The sequence below is a fragment of the Bradyrhizobium sp. cf659 genome (assembly GCF_900113725.1).
Taxonomy (GTDB): Bacteria; Pseudomonadota; Alphaproteobacteria; order Rhizobiales; family Xanthobacteraceae; genus Bradyrhizobium.
Map to the genome: position 1 here is coordinate 367,657 of NZ_FOQJ01000004.1, position 19,099 is coordinate 386,755.

General features: G+C 65.1%; 16 protein-coding genes and 1 pseudogene. 4 read left to right on the forward strand and 13 right to left on the reverse strand.

What is annotated here, in order from left to right:
- Positions 1-10: 10 nt before the first annotated feature.
- From BM118_RS20755 to BM118_RS20785, 7 genes are all read right to left on the reverse strand, one after another.
- On the reverse strand, positions 11-772 hold the full coding sequence (locus BM118_RS20755) for an SDR family NAD(P)-dependent oxidoreductase (protein WP_092187336.1): 762 nt from the start codon (positions 770-772) through the stop codon (positions 11-13).
- A 229-nt stretch (positions 773-1,001) separates the two neighbouring features.
- Positions 1,002-2,885 (reverse strand): feruloyl-CoA synthase, encoded by a 1,884-nt coding sequence (locus tag BM118_RS20760; protein WP_092187337.1) that lies wholly within the window; start codon positions 2,883-2,885, stop codon positions 1,002-1,004.
- Positions 2,882-3,691: a crotonase/enoyl-CoA hydratase family protein gene (locus BM118_RS20765; RefSeq protein ID WP_092187338.1), complete on the reverse strand. Its 810-nt coding sequence runs from the start codon at positions 3,689-3,691 to the stop codon at positions 2,882-2,884. Before BM118_RS20765 ends, BM118_RS20760 begins: the two co-directional genes overlap by 4 nt.
- 285 nt (positions 3,692-3,976) lie before the next feature.
- On the reverse strand, positions 3,977-4,438 hold the full coding sequence (locus BM118_RS20770; protein WP_092187339.1) for a DUF3237 domain-containing protein: 462 nt from the start codon (positions 4,436-4,438) through the stop codon (positions 3,977-3,979).
- A gap of 221 nt (positions 4,439-4,659) precedes the next feature.
- The gene (locus BM118_RS20775; protein ID WP_092187340.1) at positions 4,660-5,979 is read right to left on the reverse strand and encodes a TRAP transporter large permease; all 1,320 of its coding nucleotides are present in this window, start codon (positions 5,977-5,979) and stop codon (positions 4,660-4,662) included.
- A gap of 2 nt (positions 5,980-5,981) precedes the next feature.
- The gene (locus tag BM118_RS20780) at positions 5,982-6,491 is read right to left on the reverse strand and encodes a TRAP transporter small permease (protein ID WP_092187341.1); all 510 of its coding nucleotides are present in this window, start codon (positions 6,489-6,491) and stop codon (positions 5,982-5,984) included.
- 220 nt (positions 6,492-6,711) lie between these two features.
- Complete coding sequence (locus BM118_RS20785) at positions 6,712-7,728, reverse strand: TRAP transporter substrate-binding protein (RefSeq protein WP_092187342.1); 1,017 nt, start codon at positions 7,726-7,728, stop codon at positions 6,712-6,714.
- A gap of 267 nt (positions 7,729-7,995) precedes the next feature.
- On the opposite strand from BM118_RS20785, the pseudogene pobA reads away from it, so the two are divergent.
- Both pobA and BM118_RS20795 read left to right on the forward strand, forming a co-directional pair.
- A pseudogene (gene pobA, locus BM118_RS20790) lies at positions 7,996-9,164 on the forward strand (4-hydroxybenzoate 3-monooxygenase).
- Positions 9,165-9,383: 219 nt separating this feature from the next.
- Entirely contained in the window at positions 9,384-9,803 is a 420-nt protein-coding gene (locus BM118_RS20795) for a PaaI family thioesterase (protein ID WP_092187343.1), read from the forward strand.
- 137 nt (positions 9,804-9,940) lie between these two features.
- Here BM118_RS20795 and BM118_RS20800 read toward each other — a convergent pair whose 3' ends face one another.
- Positions 9,941-10,825 (reverse strand): LysR family transcriptional regulator, encoded by an 885-nt coding sequence (locus BM118_RS20800; protein ID WP_092187344.1) that lies wholly within the window; start codon positions 10,823-10,825, stop codon positions 9,941-9,943.
- A gap of 123 nt (positions 10,826-10,948) precedes the next feature.
- Between BM118_RS20800 and BM118_RS20805 the strand changes: the two genes are divergently transcribed.
- Entirely contained in the window at positions 10,949-11,569 is a 621-nt protein-coding gene (locus BM118_RS20805) for a pyridoxamine 5'-phosphate oxidase family protein (RefSeq protein ID WP_092187345.1), read from the forward strand.
- 325 nt (positions 11,570-11,894) lie between these two features.
- Here BM118_RS20805 and BM118_RS20810 read toward each other — a convergent pair whose 3' ends face one another.
- From BM118_RS20810 to BM118_RS20820, 3 genes are read right to left on the reverse strand one after another with little or no spacing between them, the layout of a single operon-like run.
- A complete protein-coding gene (locus tag BM118_RS20810; RefSeq protein WP_092187346.1) occupies positions 11,895-12,626 on the reverse strand; it encodes an ABC transporter ATP-binding protein in 732 nt (243 codons plus the stop codon).
- Positions 12,623-14,392 carry a branched-chain amino acid ABC transporter ATP-binding protein/permease gene (locus BM118_RS20815; RefSeq protein WP_092187347.1) on the reverse strand — a complete coding sequence of 590 codons (1,770 nt, stop codon included), beginning with the start codon at positions 14,390-14,392 and terminating at the stop codon, positions 12,623-12,625. The genes BM118_RS20810 and BM118_RS20815 overlap by 4 nt, the downstream gene beginning before the upstream one ends.
- A 7-nt stretch (positions 14,393-14,399) precedes the next feature.
- Positions 14,400-15,440: a branched-chain amino acid ABC transporter permease gene (locus BM118_RS20820; protein WP_177234508.1), complete on the reverse strand. Its 1,041-nt coding sequence runs from the start codon at positions 15,438-15,440 to the stop codon at positions 14,400-14,402.
- A gap of 178 nt (positions 15,441-15,618) precedes the next feature.
- On the opposite strand from BM118_RS20820, the gene BM118_RS20825 reads away from it, so the two are divergent.
- Positions 15,619-16,146: a MarR family winged helix-turn-helix transcriptional regulator gene (locus BM118_RS20825; protein ID WP_092187349.1), complete on the forward strand. Its 528-nt coding sequence runs from the start codon at positions 15,619-15,621 to the stop codon at positions 16,144-16,146.
- A gap of 144 nt (positions 16,147-16,290) precedes the next feature.
- On the opposite strand, the gene BM118_RS20830 is transcribed toward BM118_RS20825, so the two are convergent.
- Together BM118_RS20830 and BM118_RS20835 are read right to left on the reverse strand one after the other, a co-directional pair.
- The gene (locus tag BM118_RS20830; protein WP_092187350.1) at positions 16,291-17,574 is read right to left on the reverse strand and encodes a glycerate kinase type-2 family protein; all 1,284 of its coding nucleotides are present in this window, start codon (positions 17,572-17,574) and stop codon (positions 16,291-16,293) included.
- A gap of 193 nt (positions 17,575-17,767) precedes the next feature.
- Positions 17,768-18,997, reverse strand: a complete 1,230-nt coding sequence (locus tag BM118_RS20835) for an ABC transporter substrate-binding protein (protein ID WP_092187351.1) — start codon at positions 18,995-18,997, stop codon at positions 17,768-17,770.
- Positions 18,998-19,099: the final 102 nt, after the last annotated feature.

Here is a 19,099-nt window from a genome sequence, read left to right on the forward strand (position 1 = left end):
CGAGCGCGCCTTATTTCGGCGCCATGCGCAGCGAGCCGTCGAGGCGCACCACCTCGCCATTCAGGTACGAATTCTCGACCATGTGCAGCGCGAGTGCGGCGAACTCGTCGGCGTTGCCGAGCCGGCGCGGGAAGGGGATCGCGGCCGCGAGCGAGTCCTGGGCTTCCTGCGGCAGGTTGGCGAGCAGCGGGGTGAGGAACAGGCCGGGCGCGATCGTCAGCACGCGGACGCCGAACTGTGCGAGCTCGCGCGCGATCGGCAGCGTCATGCCGACGATGCCGCCCTTCGAGGCCGAATAGGCCGACTGCCCGATCTGGCCGTCATAGGCGGCGACGGAGGCGGTGTTGATGATGACGCCGCGCTCGCCGGTCGCCTGCGGCTCGAGCTTGGACATCTCGGTCGCGGCGAGGCGCAGCATGTTGAAGGTGCCGATCAAATTGACCTTGATCACCTTGTCGAAATCGGCGAGCGCCATCGGGCCGTCGCGGCCGACGACGCGCTTGGCAACGCCGATGCCGGCGCAATTGACCAGCACGCGCGCCGGGCCGTGGGCCTTGGTCGCCTGCGCGATCGCCGCTTCAGCGGAGGCGGCATCGGAGACGTCGCAAGTCACGGCGACGCCCTTGATCTCGGCGGCAACGGTCTCGGCGAGCTTGGCATTGAGGTCGCACACCGCGACCTTGGCGCCCTGCGCCGCCAGTTTTCGCGCGGTCGCCGCGCCCAGCCCCGATGCACCGCCGGTAACGATGGCTGCCTGATCCTTCAACAACATGGCGTTCTCCTTCGATCGTTCTCAGATGCGGCCGGATCGACCGATCTGCTCCCTCGCCCTGTTCTTACGGGGAGAGGGTTGGGGTGAGGGGCTGCTTCCGCGAATACCGTGAGAGTGAGACTCGCGGAGAGTCCCCCTCACCCGAATTTGCGCTTTGCGCAAATTCGACCTCTCCCCGCAAGCGGGGAGAGGTGAAGGAAGCACCGACTGGTTCATTCCAATTGTCATCTCAGGCGACCGATATCACACGGTCCGATGGATTGGCAGCGTAGAGCTCCTCGATCAGGTCGCCGCGATGTTCCAGCACCGCACGCTGGTTGATCGAACCCTTGTCGGTGACCTCGCCCTTGTCGATCGAGAGCGGCGTGTCCATCAGGATCGCGCGCGTGATCCGCGTCGAGGAGCCGGTGGCCGAGCCGAGGAAACTGGTCAGGCGCTCGCGAAAGGCCTCGCGCACCAGCCGGTCGCGCGTCGCGACGACGAGATCGTCGGCCGGCAGCGTCGGGTTGACCAGCCGGCAGCCGTCGAGGTCGAGCACGACCAGCGCGGAGACCTCGTCGCGGTTGATGCCGGCGATGACGACGTCGCGCACCAGCGGTGCGCAGGCCGCGACGAAGCGCGCGCGCAGGGGGCCGACGCTGACCCAGGTGCCGCTGCCGAGCTTGAAATCCTCGCTGACGCGGCCGTCGAAATCGAAGCCGGCGTTGAGATCATCGGGATCGGCGGGCTTGAGCGCGTCGCCCATCTTGTAAAATCCTTCCTCGTCGAAGGATTTTGCGGTGATGTCCGCCTGGCGCCAGTAGCCGGGCATCACGTTCGGTCCCTTGGCGCGGACCTCAAGCTTACCGTTGTTCGGCACCAACTTGGCGTCGTTGCCGGACACGGGGAGGCCGACATGGCCGGAGCGGCTGGTGCGCGGATTGACCGACATGAAGAACGGTGCGGTCTCGGTCGCGCCAAGGCCGGTCAGCATCGGCACGCGATATCCCTTTTCTTTCACCGCGAGCTCGTCGAGGCTGTTCCAGACGAACGGCGACAGCGCCGCACCCGAGAAGAACATCGCGTGCAGCCGGTCGAAGAATTTTGCGCGCAGGCCCTGGTCGTCGCGCAGGTATGGCAGCAGCGATTCGTAGCCCTTGGGCACGTTGAAATAGACCGTCGGCGAAATCTCCTGGAGATTGCGCACGGTCTCCTCGATGCCGCCGGGCATCGGCTTGCCGGCGTCCAGATACATCGAGCCGCCATTGTAGAGCGTCAGGCCGATATTGTGGTTGCCGCCGAAGGTGTGATTCCAGGGCAGCCAGTCGATGATGACGGGCGGCTCGTCCTTGAGGAAGGCAAGCGTCTCGCGCAGCATCACCTGATTGGCGCAGATCATGCGCTGGGTGTTGATGACGGCCTTGGGATTGCCGGTCGAGCCCGACGTCAGCAGGAACTTCGCGATCGTGTCAGGACCGATCCTGCCGTGGACCTCGTCGAGATCGCCGCGGATCGGCGTCGCCATGAGATCGGCGAGCAGGGTGACGTCGCGGCCCGGCACGGTGCCCCAGGACGCTGCGATCTCGGTGCCGAGCGAGACATTGGCGGCAAGCGCGTCGGCGAACTTGTCGGCGTCCTCGGCGAAGACGAGGCCGGGCGTCAAGAGCTTCATCAGATAGGACAGCTTGCCGTAATCCTTCGACACCAGCGAATAGGCCGGCGACACCGGGCAGAACGGAACGCCGGCATAGAACGCGCCGAAAGCCAGAAGCGCATGGTCGATCGAATTGCCGGAGAGGATGACCACCGGCCGCTCCGTCGACAGGCCGCGCTGGATCAGCCCGGAGGCGATGTGCCGGCTCGCGGTGAGCAGCTCGGCATAGGTGATCTTGCGCCAGCCGCGGCCGCCTTCGCGCTCGGCCATGAAGACGCGGTCCGGCGTCGTCGCCGCCCAATGATGCAGGCGGTCGGTGATGCGGACGGGATAGTCGCCCAGCGGCTGCTTCGGCCGCAGGTAGATCGTCCCGTCCTCGCGCCGTTCGATATTGACGACGGGATCGCCGAACGAAATGGGCCGCAGCGGGAAAGTGCTTGCGCCGCGCTCCGTGCTGGAAGAGGACGGCTGTGCATTCATGACTTTGGCTTCACCTTGGCGGTCTTGTGCTCGAGGAATTCGCGGATCCTGCGCTTGGCTTCCTTGTCGCTCTGCGCGACCGTCGCCATCAGCGATTCCATCAACAGGCCGGTCTGCGGATTGGCCTCCGCGATCATCGGCAGTGCCTGGAGCACGGCGAAATTCGTCAGCAGCGCGTTGGAGGCGATCTTGGTCGCAAGCTCCAGCGCCTTGCCGAGCCCGTTGCCGGCTTCCGTGAGATATTGCGCAAAGCCGTAGGAGGCGCCTTCGGTCGCGCTATAGACGCGGCCGGTCAGCATCATGTCCATCATCCTGGCAACGCCGATCAGCCGCGGCAGCCGCACCGAGCCGCCGCCGCCGACGAAGATGCCGCGCTGCCCCTCCGGCAGCGCGAAATAGGTCGAGGGCTCGGCGACGCGGATATGGGCTGCGCAGGCGAGTTCCAGCCCGCCGCCGATCACGGCGCCCCTGAGCGCGGCGATCACGGGCACTCGGCTGTACTGGATGCGGTCGAACACCCGGTGCCACATCTGCGAATGGAGCAGGCCGCCGGTCGCGTCGTGATCCGTCAGTTCGGACAGGTCGAGACCGCTGGAGAAATGGTCGCCGATGCCGTGGATGACGACCGCGCCGATATCCTCGGGCAGGGACGCAAAACACTCGCCGATTTCCAGGATGATGCCGTCATTGAGCGCATTGCGCTTGGCCGGCCGGTTCAGGCCCACGGTCAGAACCCGGTCCGCCCTCTCGATCCTCAACAGCCCGGAGGCGCCCGCGTCAGCGGTCTCGGCGTTTCCCTGTGTCATTTGCGTCCTTATCAGAATAGTTATGTTGTATAACGAATTTCGCGCGAGTCAAGGTGGGGGCGGGTTTAGGGCGCCTCCGGATGTCCGCCAGAGAGGTCCGAAAGGAGCGATCAGGTGCGGAAGCTGGCGCTCCATACCCTATGTCGTCCCGGCGCAGGCCGGGACCCATAACCACAGGGAGCGGTTTGGCGAAGATTGGTCGTTCGGTACCCCTACTAACCGCAATCGATAGATTCCGCGGTATGGGTCCCGGCCTTCGCCGGGACGACGAGCAAAGCAAGCGGCTCACATCACCTGATGCACGTCGATCACCACGCGGTCCGCGTGGCGCGCGGCTGAAGCGACGAAAATGTGCTGCATCAGCCAGCGGTACTTCTCGTGCCCCGTCTCGAACTTCGGCACGGTGCGGAAATAGATCAGTTTCGGGTCGACTGCCTCGCCGCGCTTGAGCTTCTGCAACAGCTCGACCGGGCCGAAGCGGATGCCCTTGTTCTCGACATAGACGACGGCGCCGTCGTCGGCCTCGAAGGCGTATTTCGCCTCGAGGTCGATCAGCTCGTTGGGGCGGATGGTCTGGAAGTCGGCGCCGAAGGGGAGAACCTTGCCGTTGACAGCCCCCTTCACCTCGCCGCCGACGATCGGGATGATGCGGCGCACGCCGATCCCGGTCTCGCCGGCGGTGACGACGTCGCCGATGCGGGCGGTGATGGTGAAGACGTATTTGGTTTCGAGGGTGGGGGTAGTCATCACGTCATCTCCAATCTCTCGCAGTACGCCGCTGCTTTCCCTTCTCCCCTTGTGGGAGAAGGTGGCGCGAAGCGCCGGATGAGGGGTTGGCTCCGCAAATGCAGGTGTGCATGCGGAGACAGACCCCTCACCCGTCTCGCCGCTGCGCGGCGAGCCACCCTCTCCCACAAGGGGAGAGGGGGAATGCAGCTCGTCGCGCGTCTGACAATCAGTTCACCTCGTCAATGCGCCATCATCCGCGTCGGCAGCCACGTCGCCAGCAGCGGGAAGGCGATCAGGATCACCAGCCGCACCAGATCCGTCGCCACGAACGGGATCACGCCCTTGAAGATGGTGGAGAAGGAGACGTCCTTCACCACGCTCTTGATGACAAAGACGTTCATGCCGACCGGCGGATGGATCAGGCCGAGTTCGACCGTCATCACGATGATGACGCCGAACCAGATCGGGTCGAAGCCGAGATGCATGATGACGGGGAAGATGATCGGCACGGTGAGGATGATCATCGCCATGGCGTCCATCAGGCAGCCGAGCACGAGATACATCACCATGATCAGCGCCAGCACGCCGTAGGGGCCAAGGCCAAGGCCGGTGAGGAATTCCGTCACCTTCTGCGGGGTCTGCGTCACCGTGAGGAAATAGCCGAAGATCAGCGCGCCGATCAGCACGGTGAACACGGCGGCCGCGGTCCGCGTCGCCTGGAGCAGCGAGGCCAGAATCTTCTCGCGGTCGAGCCGGCCGGTCACGACGCCGATGATGAAGGCACCGGTGGCGCCGACGCCGCCGGCTTCCGTCGGCGTGAAGCGCGGCAGGAAGGGCAGGCCGTAAAGGCCGCCGATGACGAAGACGAACAGCAGGACCGGCGCCCAGATCTCCTTCAACCCGGCAAAGCGCTCGCGCCACGGCAGCACCTTGCCCTTGGGCAGGAAGTCCGGCCGGAAATATCCGATCAGGCCGATCGTGATCATGTACATGGTCATCGCCAGCAGGCCCGGAATGATGCCGGCGATGAAGAGTTTTCCGATGTCCTGCTCGGTGATGATGCCGTAGACCGCCAGCACGGTGGAGGGCGGCAGCATCGCGCCGAGCGTGCCGCCGGCCGCGATCACGCCGGTGGCGAACGACTGCGGATAGCCGAAGCGGCGCATTTCGGGGTAGGCGACGGCGGAGAAAGTCGCGGCGGTCGCTACCGAGGAGCCACAGATCGCGGCAAAGCCGCCGCAGGCGCCGACGGTGGCGATGCCGAGCCCGCCGCGCAAATGCCCGACAAAGCCGTTGGCGGCGCGGAACAGCTCGCGGCTCATGCCGGAATTGCTGACGAAGGAGCCCATCAGCAGGAACATCGGGATGACGCCGAACGTGTAGTCGGTGACCGTGCGCATCGAGGTCTGGCCGACCAGCTTCAGCGCCGCCGTTCCGCTGACAAGGTAAGAGAAGCCGCAGACGCCGACGAGGCCCATCGCCATGCCGACGGGCACGCGCAGCAGCATCAACGCAAACAGGGAAACGAAGCCGATTACGGCGACGGCATCGGTGCTCATGATTACTCCGTCGCCTTCAGCTTGGGATCGTGCATTTCTTCGGGATGGAAGATCAGCCGGTAGGTGCGGATCGCGATCAGCAGCACGGCCGAGACGTCGCCGATCCAGGCGACCGCGAAGAACGGCCAGGTCGGCATGTGCATGTCGAAGGTCTGGACGTTGTCGTTGTAGGTGCCGCGCACCTTGTCGAACAGGGTCCAGGTCTGCACCGTGACGACGAACAGCAGCACCAGGGTCGCGAACACGTCGATCCAGCGCTGGTAGCGCGGCCCGACATTGCCCCAGACCAGATCGACCGTGATGTGGGTGCCGCGATAGGAGGTCGCGGCGATGCCCCAGAAAATCAGGATGCCGAGCAGCATGCGGCCGATGTCGAAGCTGTCGGGGATCGAATAGTTCAGCGTGTTGCGCAGCAGCACCGACACGAAGATGTCGAGCGCGACGAGGCCGACGAAGCCGGCCGCGATCCATTCGATGGTGTCGATAAAGCGATCCATCCAGGCGCGCTTCATGGGTGTGTCCTACGTGATGTCATTCTGCTCTCGGCTCAAAAGGCGGTCGTTCGCCTCTCCCCGCGTGCGGGGAGAGGCCGGAATGCGCGCGTAAGCGCGGATTCCGGGTGAGGGGGACTCTCCGCGAGTCCAACTGTCACCATTTTTGCGGAAGCAGCCCCTCACCCCAACCCTCTCCCCGTAAGAACGGGGAGAGGGGGAAGAAGAGACCGCCAACGCGCTACTCCGCCAGCGCGTTGTACTTCTTCAGCGAGGCCTTCAGGTCCGCCAGCGCCGCGTCCGGATCGGCGCCGGCCTTCTTGGCGCCGTCGCTCCAGGTCTTGACCAGCGGCTCGGCGGCCTTCTTCCAGGCGGCGGTCTGCTCGGGGTTCAGCTTGTAGACTTCGTGGTCCGACTCCGCCTTCACCTTGGCGACGCCGGCATCCTCGAACTTGCCCCAGTGCTCGCCGACCACGCCGGCCATCTCGACCGAGCAGTTCTTGTCGATCGCGGCCTTCTGCTTGTCGGACATCGCGTTGTACTTGTCCTTGTTGATCACGAACACGAAGGTCGTGGTGTAGAGCGGCGCCTCCATGTCGTACTTGGTCACCTTGTCGATGCCGAACAACACGAGGGAGCCCCAGGGGAAGGTGACGCCGTCGGCGACGCCGCGCTCGATGATGTCGCGCACTTCGGGCGCGGAGGACTGCACATTGGTGCCGCCGAGCGAGGTGACGAAGTTCGCCATGGTGGCGTGCGCCGGGCGGATCTTCAGGCCCTTCACGTCTTCCGGCGCCACGATCTTCTTGGTGCGGGAGTGGAAGGACGAGGGCGAGTGGACGAAGGCGAGGCAGTATTTGACGTCCTTCATCTCCTTCTCGGCATATTTGCGATACCAGGCGTCCAGCCCCATCGAGCCGCCCTTGGCATCCGAGATCAGGAACGGCAATTCGCCGGCGCCGATGATCGGGAAGCGGCCGGGTTGGTAGCCGGGATTAACGTAGGTGACGTCGGCGATGCCGTCGCGCGCCATGTCGAAATGATCGAACGCCTTGCCGAGCTGCTGGGCCGGAAACACCTTGCCCTTGATGGTGCCGCCGGAATCCTTCTCGACCGCGGCCGCCCAGTCTTCCAGCGATTTCTGGAGGGGATGCGAAGCCGGCACCCAGTGCGAGATCTTCAAATCGAAGGTCTTGTCCTGCGCGAACGCGGGCGTCACGCTTGCTGCGAGCAACAAAGCCAGACAGGCTTTCCTCATCACACGTCTCTCCCTGGTTTTCGACGGCGGGCTTCGATGGCCCGGTCTCATTAATTAACATGTTATCTAATTGGCCGGTGCGTTCAAGCCGGAATTGGCGCGCGCCTTGTCGCGTCCTGTACGTCAGCCATGTTGCATCGATTTGTCGCCGTCGGCGGCGCCCGGCAGTCCCCTTTTGCCCAACCGTTATATGGTATAATTATCCTGCGCGTCGTGACGCGACAAGCGAGCCGCGACGAAAGCCTACAGGATCGGGAGGGGCAAGTATTGCGGACAAAAGTCGCAATCATCGGGGCCGGGCCGGCTGGATTGTTGCTTGGGCAACTGCTGCACGATTACGGCATCGACAACGTCATCCTGGAGCGGCAGAGCCCGGACTACGTGCTCGGCCGCATCCGCGCCGGCCTCCTGGAGGAGGGAACCGTCGCGCTGCTCGACCAGGTCGGCGCCGGCGTGCGGGCGCATGCCGAAGGCCTGGTGCATGAGGGCATCGAGCTCGCCTTTTCCGGCCGCCGTCATCGCATCGACATGAAGGCCGCGACCGGCAAGACGGTGATGATCTACGGCCAGACCGAAGTCACGCTCGACCTGATGAACGCGCGCAAGGCGGCCGGCCTCGATACGGTCTACGAGGCCAAGGACGTGCAGCCGCACGATTTCGACGGCACTCACCCGCGCGTAACCTGGGTCAAGGACGGCGCCACCCACGCGCTCGATTGCGACTTCATCGCCGGTTGCGACGGTTTCCACGGCGTCAGCCGCGCCAGTGTCCCGGCTCCGGCGATCGAGGAGTTCGAGCGGGTCTATCCGTTCGGCTGGCTCGGCATCCTCTCCGAGACGCCGCCGGTCAGCCCCGAACTGATCTACTCCAACCACGCCCGCGGCCTTGCGCTCTGCACCATGCGCTCGATGAAGCGCAGCCGCTACTATGTGCAGTGCTCGCTGGACGACCATGTCGACCAATGGCCGGACGACCGCTTCTGGGACGAATTGAAGCGCCGGCTCGACCAGGAGGCCGCCGACAGCCTCGTCACCGGTCCCTCGATCGAGAAGAGCATCGCCCCGTTGCGCAGCTTCGTCGCCGAGCCGATGCGCTTCGGCAGGATGTTCCTGTGCGGCGATGCCGCCCACATCGTGCCGCCGACCGGCGCCAAGGGATTGAACCTGGCGGCCAGCGACGCGCATTATCTGTCAAGCGCGCTGCGCGAATTCTACGACGAGAAGTCCAGCGCCGGAATCGATGCCTATTCCGCCAAGGCGCTGGCGCGCGTCTGGAAAGCCGTGCGCTTCTCCTGGTGGATGACCTCGATGCTGCACAAATTCCCTGATACCGGCACCATCGGCGCCCGCATCCAGCTCGCCGAGCTGGACTACGTCACGCAGTCACAGGCCGCGATGACCTCGCTCTCGGAGAATATGTGGGGCTGCCGTTCTAGGGAACGTGGCGGCCCCGCACACTCCGTCATTGCGAGCGTAGCGAAGCAATCCAGAGACCCTCCGAGGAGACAGTCTGGATTGCTTCGTCGCAAGAGCTCCTCGCAATGACAGCGGAGGCCATTTCAAACACCCGCGCAAATTCCGTTTAAAACTTTGTAGGCGGTGAAACCGTCATCAACATCGCGTTCAATGCTGGCAACCAGCAACGCGAGACAGCCATGACCTCCACCGACATTCCCGCCGGCTTCGAGCCGCATTTCCGTAAAGCGCCCCTCACCGATCCCTGGGAGCCGCTCTATTCGAAGAAGACCGACAAGGCCGTGATCATCGGCCTGCGCCTAGCCAAGCCGCACACCAACGCGCGCGGATTGATCCATGGCGGGCTGATCGCGGCGCTCGCCGATGCCGCCATGGGTTACAGCTGCGCACAGGCGACCGGCTGGACGACGTCCTTCGTGACGATCTCGTTGTCGGTCGACTTTGTCGGCGCCGCCGAGATCGGCCAATGGCTCGCAGTCGAGGGCGAGGCGATCAAGACCGGCAGCACGATCTGTTTCGCGCAGTGCCTGATCAAGGCCGACGACACCGTGATCGCGCGCGCCAGCGGGACGTTTCGGGTGGTGCCGAAGAAGGGGTGATGTCTCGTGCCCCGGACGCAGCGCAACGCTTCTTCAGCGGTGCGCTGCAGAGCCGGGGCCCATCCATCCGCAAGTTACTCTCTGGCTTTCTGGGTCCCGCTCTGCGCCGCTTCGCGGCGCGTCCGGGACACGAGAGCTTACCCGAACCGCCACTCCGCCGTCTCCACGACGAGATCGATGAACGCGCGCACCTTGGCCGAGAGCAGGCGCGAGGTCGGATAGACGACATGGATCGGCAGTGCCGGCTGCTCGTATTTCGCCAGCACGATTTTCAGCCGTCCGCGCTTGAGCCCCTCGGCGGCCTGGTAGGCCAGCACCCGCGTCACGCCGCCGCCGGCCTCGGCATATTGCAGCGCTGCGTCCGCGCTGTTGCTGATGAAACGGGGCGATGGCGTCACCTCGATGTCGCGGCCGTCGTGAGGGAAGCGCCACCCGGTGGCGGAGCCGAACTGGATGGTCTGGTGTGAGGCGAGCGCTTCCGGCGTCTTCGGCTCGCCATGGCGCTTCAGATAGCTGGGCGCGGCCACCACGATGCGCCGCATCTCGCCGACTTGGCGGGCCACCAGCGTGGAATCGGCGAGATGGCCGATCCGCACCGCCACGTCGACGGCGTCTTCCACGAGATTGACGAGATGGTCGGACAGCCGCAATTCGCCGGCGACCTCGGGATAGCGCTTGAGATAGGCGGTCATGACCGGCCCGACATGCAGCCGGCCGAAGCCGACCGGCGCCGACACCACCAGCCGCCCGCTCGGCCGGTTACGCTCTTCACGCGCCGAGCCGTCAGCCTCCTCGACATCGGCGAGGATGCGCCGGGCGCGTTCCAGGTAGCGCGTGCCGACGTCGGTCAGGGTCACCTGCCGCGTGGTCCGCTGCAACAGCCGGGCGCCGAGATGCTCTTCCAGTGCCGCGATCAGCCGCGTCACCGCCGAGGGCGACAGGTGCAGCTTGCGCGCCGCCGGCGCAAAGCCGCGCAGGTCGGCGACGGTGACGAAGACGTGCATGGCGTCCAGGCGGTCCATGGACATTATTGCATATATTGCAATGATGAAGTGTCAAGCCGGCTGATTGTTTTAAAAGCCGAAGGTCGCCATCTTAACGCTCGAAAGACGCAGATTTGCGCCGGAATTCCAGGAGAACTTCCGATGACGGCAACACACACCTACGCCAGCGACGTGGCGTTCACGCCGGCGGTGAAATCGATCCAGACCCGAAAGGGATCACGCGAAGGCTATGCGCAGGCCGAACAGCGCGGCTGGCGCACCGAGGTCGACGAGAACCTCGCAACGTTCCTCGCTGAAGCCAACAGCTTCTATTTCGCCACCGCCTCGGCGGACGGCCAGCCTTACATCCAGCACCGCGGCGGCCCGAAGGGCTTTTTGAAGGTGCTGGACAAACAGACGCTGGCTTTCACGGACTATGCCGGCAACCGGCAATACATCACGCAGGGAAACCTGTCCGAAAATCCCAAGGCCTACATCTTCGTGATGGACTACGCCCATCGCCGCCGGGTGAAGATCTGGGGCGAGGCGCGCGTGGTCGAGGACGATGATGCGCTGACGACGTCGCTGATGCCCAAAGGATACCGCGCGCGGCCCGAGCAGGTGATCCTGTTCAAGATCGCGGCCTGGGACACCAACTGCCTGCAGCACATTCCGCAGAAATTCGATGCGGCGGATGTCGCGGCTGCGCTGGCGGCGAGGGATCAGCGGATCGCCGAGCTGGAAGCGGAGGTGGCGGCGTTGAAGGGTGAGACGGCAGGGTGAGCGCTTCCCTTCGCCTCTCCCCGCGTGCGGGGAGAGGCCGGAGCGCATCGAAGATGCGATCCGGGTGAGGGGGAGTCTCCGCGAGTCGCCCTTTGTCGATTTAAAGGCCGCTCCGTCCAAACCGTCATTGCGAGCGCAGCGAAGCAATCCAGAGTCCCTCCGCGGAAAAATTCTGGATTGCTTCGCTGCGCTCGCAATGACGAGGAGGAGAGATCGCGAGTTCGGCTATCACCGTCTGCGCGGATGCCGCCCCTCACCCCAACCCTCTCAGCGCGAGCGAAGCTCGTCGCGACCCCGTAAGGACGGGGAGAGGGAGAGGAGATATCTACGGCACGCTCGCGCCTTCGTGCTGGAAGCCGAGATAGCTCGCCGCAACGCGTTCGTTCGCGGCGATGTCGCTGGCCTTGCCGCTGAGCACGAACTCGCCGAGCTCCATCACATAGGCCTGGTCCGCGATCTTGAGCGCGGCCTGCGCGTTCTGCTCGACCAGCAGCACCGAGACGCCGCTGGCGCGGAGCTCGGTGACGATGCGGAAAATATCGGCGACGATGATCGGGGCGAGGCCGAGGCTCGGTTCGTCCAGCATCAAGAGCTTCGGCTCGCCCATCAGCGCGCGGCCCATCGCGAGCATCTGCTGCTCGCCGCCGGAGAGCGTGCCGGCGAGCTGCTTGCGCCGCTCCTTCAGCCGCGGGAACAGCGTGTAGACCCGCTCCATCGAGGCTTTCGCCTTGCTCCGCTCGATGCGAAAGGCACCGAGCTCGAGATTGTCCTCGACATTCATGGTCACGAACAATTCGCGGTGCTCCGGGACGAGGCCGAGCCCCATCGCGACGCGGTCCTCGATGTCGAGCCGCGCGAGATCCTGCCCGGCAAAGGCGACGCGGCCCTTCAGCGGCAAGATGCCCATGATGGCGGACAGCAGCGTGGTCTTGCCGGCGCCGTTGGCGCCGACGATGGTGACGATCTGGTTCGCCCCGACCTCGAGCGAGACCGAGCGCACCGCCTCGACCTTGCCATAGGCGACATGCGCGTCGGTGACGGACAACAGCGCGCTCATGCCGCCACTCCGAGATAGGCCTTGATCACTTCGGGATTGGTCTTGATCGTGGCGGGCGTGCCCTCCGCGATCTTGGTGCCGAAATCGAGCACGACGATGCGGTCGGCGAGGTTCATCACGAAGCCCATGTCGTGCTCGACCAGCAGCACGCTCATGCCGCCGTCGCGCAATTCGCGCAGCAGCCTGGCAAGCTGCTGCTTCTCCATGTGGCGGAGGCCCGCGGCGGGCTCGTCGAGCAGCAGCAGCATCGGATCGACACAGAGCGCGCGCGCGATCTCGACGATGCGCTGCTGGCCGAGCGAGAGCGAACCTGCAAGCTGGTGCATCTGCTCGGTGAGGCCGACGCGCTCGATCTGGCGGGCGGCCTCGGCGAGCAGCTTTGCCTCGTCAGCACGGTCGAGCCGCAGCATCGAGGCGATCGGGCCAGAATGGCCGCGCAGATGCGCGCCGATCGCGACGTTCTCCAGCACGGTCATGTCGGGAACCAGCTTCACATGCTGGAAGGTGCGGGAGATGCCGAGCTTGACGATCTCCTGCGGCGGCGCGTTGTCGACCTTCTTGCCGAGCACCGAGATCGAGCCTGAGGTCGCCGATAGCACGCCGGTGATCAGGTTGAACGTCGTGCTCTTGCCGGCGCCGTTCGGCCCGATCAGCGCGACGATCTCGCGGGCCTGGACGTCGAAGGAGGCGTTGTTGACCGCGATCACGCCGCCGAATTGCTTGCGCGCCTTTTCGACCTGGAGCAGGACGCTGGCCTCGCCGGCCGAGCGGGTGCGCTGCTCCAGTTTCAGCGAGGTGTCCGGCTTCCTGCCACGGGTAGGCTCGGGCAGGAACGCCATCAGCCACGGCCAGAGGCCGCCGGGCGCGAGCTGGAGCAGTGCCACCAGCATGATGCCGAACACGATGGTCTCGACCTGGCCGGAGCCCGGCAGGATCAGCGGCAGATAGCTTTGCAGCACCTCTTTCAGGACCACGACGATCGCCGCGCCCAGCACGCCGCCCCAGACATAGCCGGCGCCGCCGACCACCGCGATGAAGAGATATTCGATGCCGGCCTGCGCGCCGAACGGCGTCGGGTTCACCGCGCGCTGGAGGTGCGCGTAGAGCCAGCCGGAGAGGCCGGCCAGCACCGCGGCGTGGATGAACACCAGCAGCTTTGCCCGCGGCGTGTGCACGCCGAACGCCTCGGCCGCGACATGGCCGCGCCGCAGCGCCCGGATGGCGCGGCCGGTGCGGGAGTCCAGCAGGTTCATCGTGAGCAGGGCCGAGAGGATCACGGCGACCCAGATCGCGTAATAGATCGAGCCGGGCGAGAGCATCTTGTACGAGCCGATCGACAGCGGCGGGATCGCCGAGATGCCGTCGTTGCGGCCCAAGAACTCCAGCTTGCTGAAGAGATAGAACAGGCCGAGCCCCCAGGCCAGCGTGCCGAGCGGCAGATAGTGGCCGGAGAGGCGGACGGTGACGAGGCCAAGCAGCACCGCCAGCGATCCGCTGACCACGAGCGACAACGGCAGCGTCAGCCAGGGCGACAGCCCGTAGCCCGTCGACAGCACCGCGGTGGTGTAGGCGCCGAAGCCGACGAAGGCGGCCTGGCCGAACGAGGTGAGGCCGCCGACGCCCGTCAGCAGCACGAGGCCCATCGCGACCAGGGCGGCAAGGCCGATATTGTCGAGCAGCACGATCCAGAACGGCGGCATGCCAGGTACAAACGGGATCGCCGCCATGACAAGCGCGAAGACGAGGATGGGAATCCGGCTCTGCATCTTAGCGTCAGTCCTTCTCTTCCTCGACCGCGGGCGCGGCGAGCGAGCGCAGCAGCAGCACGGGAATCAGCAGCATGAAGACGATCACTTCCTTGTAGTTGGAGGCGTAGAAGGACGAGAACGCCTCGACGATGCCGACGACCAGCGCCGCGACGGCGGTGAGGGGGTAGCTGACGAGGCCGCCGATGATCGCGGCGACGAAACCCTTCAGCCCGATCAGGAATCCGCTGTCGTAATAGAGCGTCGTGATCGGCACGATCATGATGCCCGACAGCGCGCCGATGACGGATGCCAGCAGGAAGGCGATCTGCCCGGACAGCGTGGTGCGGATGCCCGCCAGCCGCGCGCCGAGCCGGTTCACGGCGGTCGCGCGCAGCGCCTTGCCGTAGAGCGTCAGGCCGAAAAACAGCCAGAGCCCGACGATGAAGGCGATGGTGATGCCGTAGACGGTGATGCTCTGGCCGGTGAAGCGCAGCGCGCCGGCGGTGAAAGAGCCGGACAGCACGGCAGGTCCGCGCTGGCCTTCGGCGCCGAAGAACAGGAGGCCCAGTCCCTGCAGCGCGAGGTGGACGCCCACCGACGCGATCAGCAGCACCAGCACGGAGGTGTGCGCCAGCGGCTGGAACGCGATGCGGTAGAGATACAGACCGATCATCGCCACGATCACCAGCGACAGCGCGATGCAGATCGCCACCGGCGGCTTCTGGGCGGCGAAATGAACGGTGAGCGCCAGCACGATGCCGGGCAGCACGATATTGGTGAGGACGCTGCGCAGGATCAGCCGGCCATGCAGCGCCTTGCGGGCCACGAACAGGTCGAAGGCGAAGGCGCCGATGCCGAGGGCGAGCGCGAGTTTGGCCGTGCCCGGCATCTGGCCGGCGGCCAGCGAGGCATAGGTCAGCGCGCCATAGGTGACGAACTCGCCCTGGGGAATGAGGATCACGCGGGTGACGGCGAACACCAGCACCAGCGCGAGGCCGAGCAGCGCATAGATCGCGCCATTGGTGATGCCGTCCTGCAGCAGGAACAGCATGATAGTGGTGTTCAAGACCGGACGCTCCCCCTCAAAGATTAAGGACCGGTCTCCGCAATTGCGGTGGATGGTCCGCTCACAGCCATTGAAATGCGCTGACGATATTTGATATGGTCCATAACAATTATCAAATATAACTTCAAGGGTGGCGGGCGACCCGTCCCGAATTTAGCGGGATTACGAGCACGAGGCGATGACCGTTTCCAAAACCGCTGAAAAGTCCTCCGAAAAGCCTGCCGACACGGCCAAGGGCCGCAAGGACGCGGCCGAGGCCCAGGGGGCGGCCGAAGCCCTCCAGCTCGGGGAGCTCTCCGAACAGCTCGGCTACGTCCTGAAGCGGGCGCAGCTCAAGGTGTTCGAGAACTTTTTGCGCTGCATGGCCTCGCTCCAGCTCACGCCCGCGCAGTTCTCCGTGCTGCTGCTGGTCGAGAAGAACCCGGGGCGTAACCAGACCGAGATCGCCTCCACCCTCGGCATCCTGCGCCCGAATTTCGTGGCCATGCTCGACAATCTCGAAAGCCGCGACCTTTGCGCGCGGATCCGCTCCACCAACGACCGCCGCTCGCATATCCTGGTTCTGACCGACAAGGGCAAGGCCGTGCTGACGCGGGCGAAAAAGCTCGTCGCCACCAAGCACGAGGCGCGGCTCAACGACCTGCTCGGCCAGGCCAACCGCGAAGCCCTGATCGGGATGCTCGCGAAGATCGCCAACGAGTTTTGAGGGGGCTGGCCTCATTCTCCGCTGTCATCGCCCGCGAAGGCGGGCGATCCAGTACTCCGAGACGTTTGTGATCGAACCGACAGGCCGCGGCCTGCTGGATTCCCCGCCTTCGCGGGGAATGACAGTGATGTTGGGGCAGGCGCCTCAATCGACCAGGATCACCCTGATGTCGTTGACGTTGGTCAGCGTCGGGCCGGGCATCAGCAGATCGCCGGTCGCCTCGAAGAACGTCGTCGCGTCGTTGTTGTCGAGATAGGCCTGCGGCTGGAGCGCCAGCGCCTTCATCTTCGCAAACGTGGCCGCGTCGATCAGCGCGCCTGCGGGATCGGTGGGGTGGCCGGCGCCGCCATCGGCGCCGTCGGTGTCGCCCGCGAGCGCGGAGATGCCGGCCGTGTCCTTCAGCAGGGCGGCGAGCGCCAGCGCGTATTCCTGGTTCGGACCGCCGCGCCCCTGGCCGCGCACGGTGACCGTGAGCTCGCCGCCGGAGAGGATCGCAATGCGCTTGCCCTGCGCGCGCGCCTGCAACGCGAGTTCGGCATGACTGGCCGCGACCTCGCGCGCCTCGCCTTCGAGATCGGCGCCGAGATCGATCGTCTCGTAGCCGGCCTCTTTCGCGAGCTTCACCGCGGCGTCGAGCGACTGCTTGGGCCGCGCGATCAATTCGAACGACGCGCGCGCAAAGGCGGCATCACCAGGCTTGCAGCTTTCGTTGTTGGGATCGTCGAGCGCGCGGCGCACGGCATCGTCGATATCGAGCTTGTACCTGGCCACGATCGCGCGCGCATCCGCCAGCGTGGTCGGATCGGGCACGGTGGGGCCGGAGGCGATCGCGGAGGGATCGTCATGCGGCACGTCGGAGATCGCGAGCGTCACGATCTCGGCGGCGTTCCTGCCGGCGCGCGCCAGCCGGCCGCCCTTGATGCGCGACAGATGCTTGCGCACGACGTTCATCTCGCCGATCGGCGCGCCCGAGCGCAGCAGCGCCTTGTTGACCGCCTGCTTCTGCGCAAAGCTGATGCCGTCCACCGGCGCGATCCAGTTCGCCGAGCCGCCGCCGGTGAGCAGCACCAGAAGCAAATCGTCGGGCCCGGCCTCGCCCGCGAGCGCGAGCGTGTCGGCCGCGCCCTTGAGGCCGGCTTCATCGGGCACGGGATGACCGGCTTCGACCACGCGGATGCGGCGGGTCGGCACGCCGTAGCCGTGGCGCGTGGTGGCGATGCCGACGAGGCGCTCCGGCGCGAGCTTCAGCGCGTCGAGATAATGCCGCTCGGCGGCCGCGGCCATCGCGCCGGCGCCCTTGCCGGCGGCGAGGCAGATCACGCGTCCTTTGGGCGCCGGCCGCAGATGCGGCGCCAGAATTGTATTCGGATGCGCGGCGGCAACGGCGGCGTCGTAGAGCGCGCGGAGCAGGGGACGTCGGTCGGTCATGACGATGGCCTTGAGCAGACTGAAGCGATGGCGGCGAATTCGCCGTTCACCTGCCTACCGTATCATGCGCGAAAGCGTAAGCAGGGTTTACCATCATTCGATTGTGCAATCGCGTGATCATAATCGCCATGCAGCAAAAAGCCCCCCGCGAGCGGCTCGCGGGGGGCTTAGCGCAATTGGATCCTGCTGGCGGCTAGCCGCCGGCGTCGGCGCTGATCACGTCACCGAACAGCTCCCAGCGTTCGCCCTTGAACCTTTCGAGCTGGAGCTGGCTGATCGGCGCGAAGTCGTTCGGACCGGTGTTGATCTGGATGCCGGGCAGAAGCGCTTCGGTGCGGAAGTTCTTCAGGCTGGCGGCCTGCTTCATGATGTTCTCGCGCGTGAGATCGTCACCGCACTGCTTCAGGACCTGAACCACCGTCTGCGCCACGGCGAAGCCGACGATGGTGCCCTTGTCGAGCTTGTCGCCTTCCGGGAAGTACTTGGTCATGAAGGCGAGAAATTCCTTCATGCCGGCGTCATTGGTCCATGCCGGATCGGATACGTCCTTGAGATAGTCGGCCGAGATGATGTCCTGGCCGTTCTCGAAGCCGGCGGGCTTCATCACGCTGCCGACGGAGGCGGAGACGTTGTTGAGGAAGTGCAGCGGCTTCCAGCCGATCTCGGCGTTCTTCTTGATCGCCTGCGCGGCGAATTTCGGCGTCGTGATGTTCATGAACACGTCGGCGCCGGTCGATTTCAGCTTGACGATGTGGTTGTCGATGGTCGGCTCGGAGGTCTCATAGCTCTCCTCGATCACGATCATCGAGGCGGCCTTCGCGCCCAGGCCGTCCTTCAGGCCCTTGAGGTAGTCCTTGCCGTAATCGTCGTTCTGGTAGAGCACGGCGATCTTGGCGTCCGGCTTGTTCTTCATGAGCCACTTCGCATAGATCTGCGTCTCGCTCTGGTAGTTGGGCTGCCAGCCCATCGTCCAGGGGAAGTTCTGCGGATCGTTCCACTTGGTGGCGCCGGTGGCGACGAACAGTTGCGGCACCTTCTTCGAGTTCATGTATTTCTGGATCGCCGTGTTCGGCGGCGTGCCGAGCGAGTTGAAGACGAACAGGACCTCGTCGCTCTCGACCAGCTTGCGCGCCTGCTCGACCGTCTTCGGCGGCGAATACGCGTCGTCGTAGCTGATGTAGTTGATCTTGCGGCCGTTGATGCCGCCCTCTTCGTTGATCTTCTTGAAATAGGCGGCTTCGGTCCGCCCGATGATGCCGTAGGCGGAGGCCGGTCCGCTGTAGGGCATGATGTTGCCGATCTTGATCTCGGTGTCGGTCGCGCCGGTATCGTATTTTTTCTGGGCAAGTGCGGCACTGGTCGAGGCTGCGAAGACTGCGAGCGCAATGGACGCGGCCGCAAATTTGCCGGTGACAGCGGGCATTCCAATCTCCCTATTTTCTTGATGTGTGTGCGTCATTCTTTTTTTGGATTTCTTGGCGACGCGGCAGCAATTGAATACGATTTGCGTTGCAGCATCAAGAAA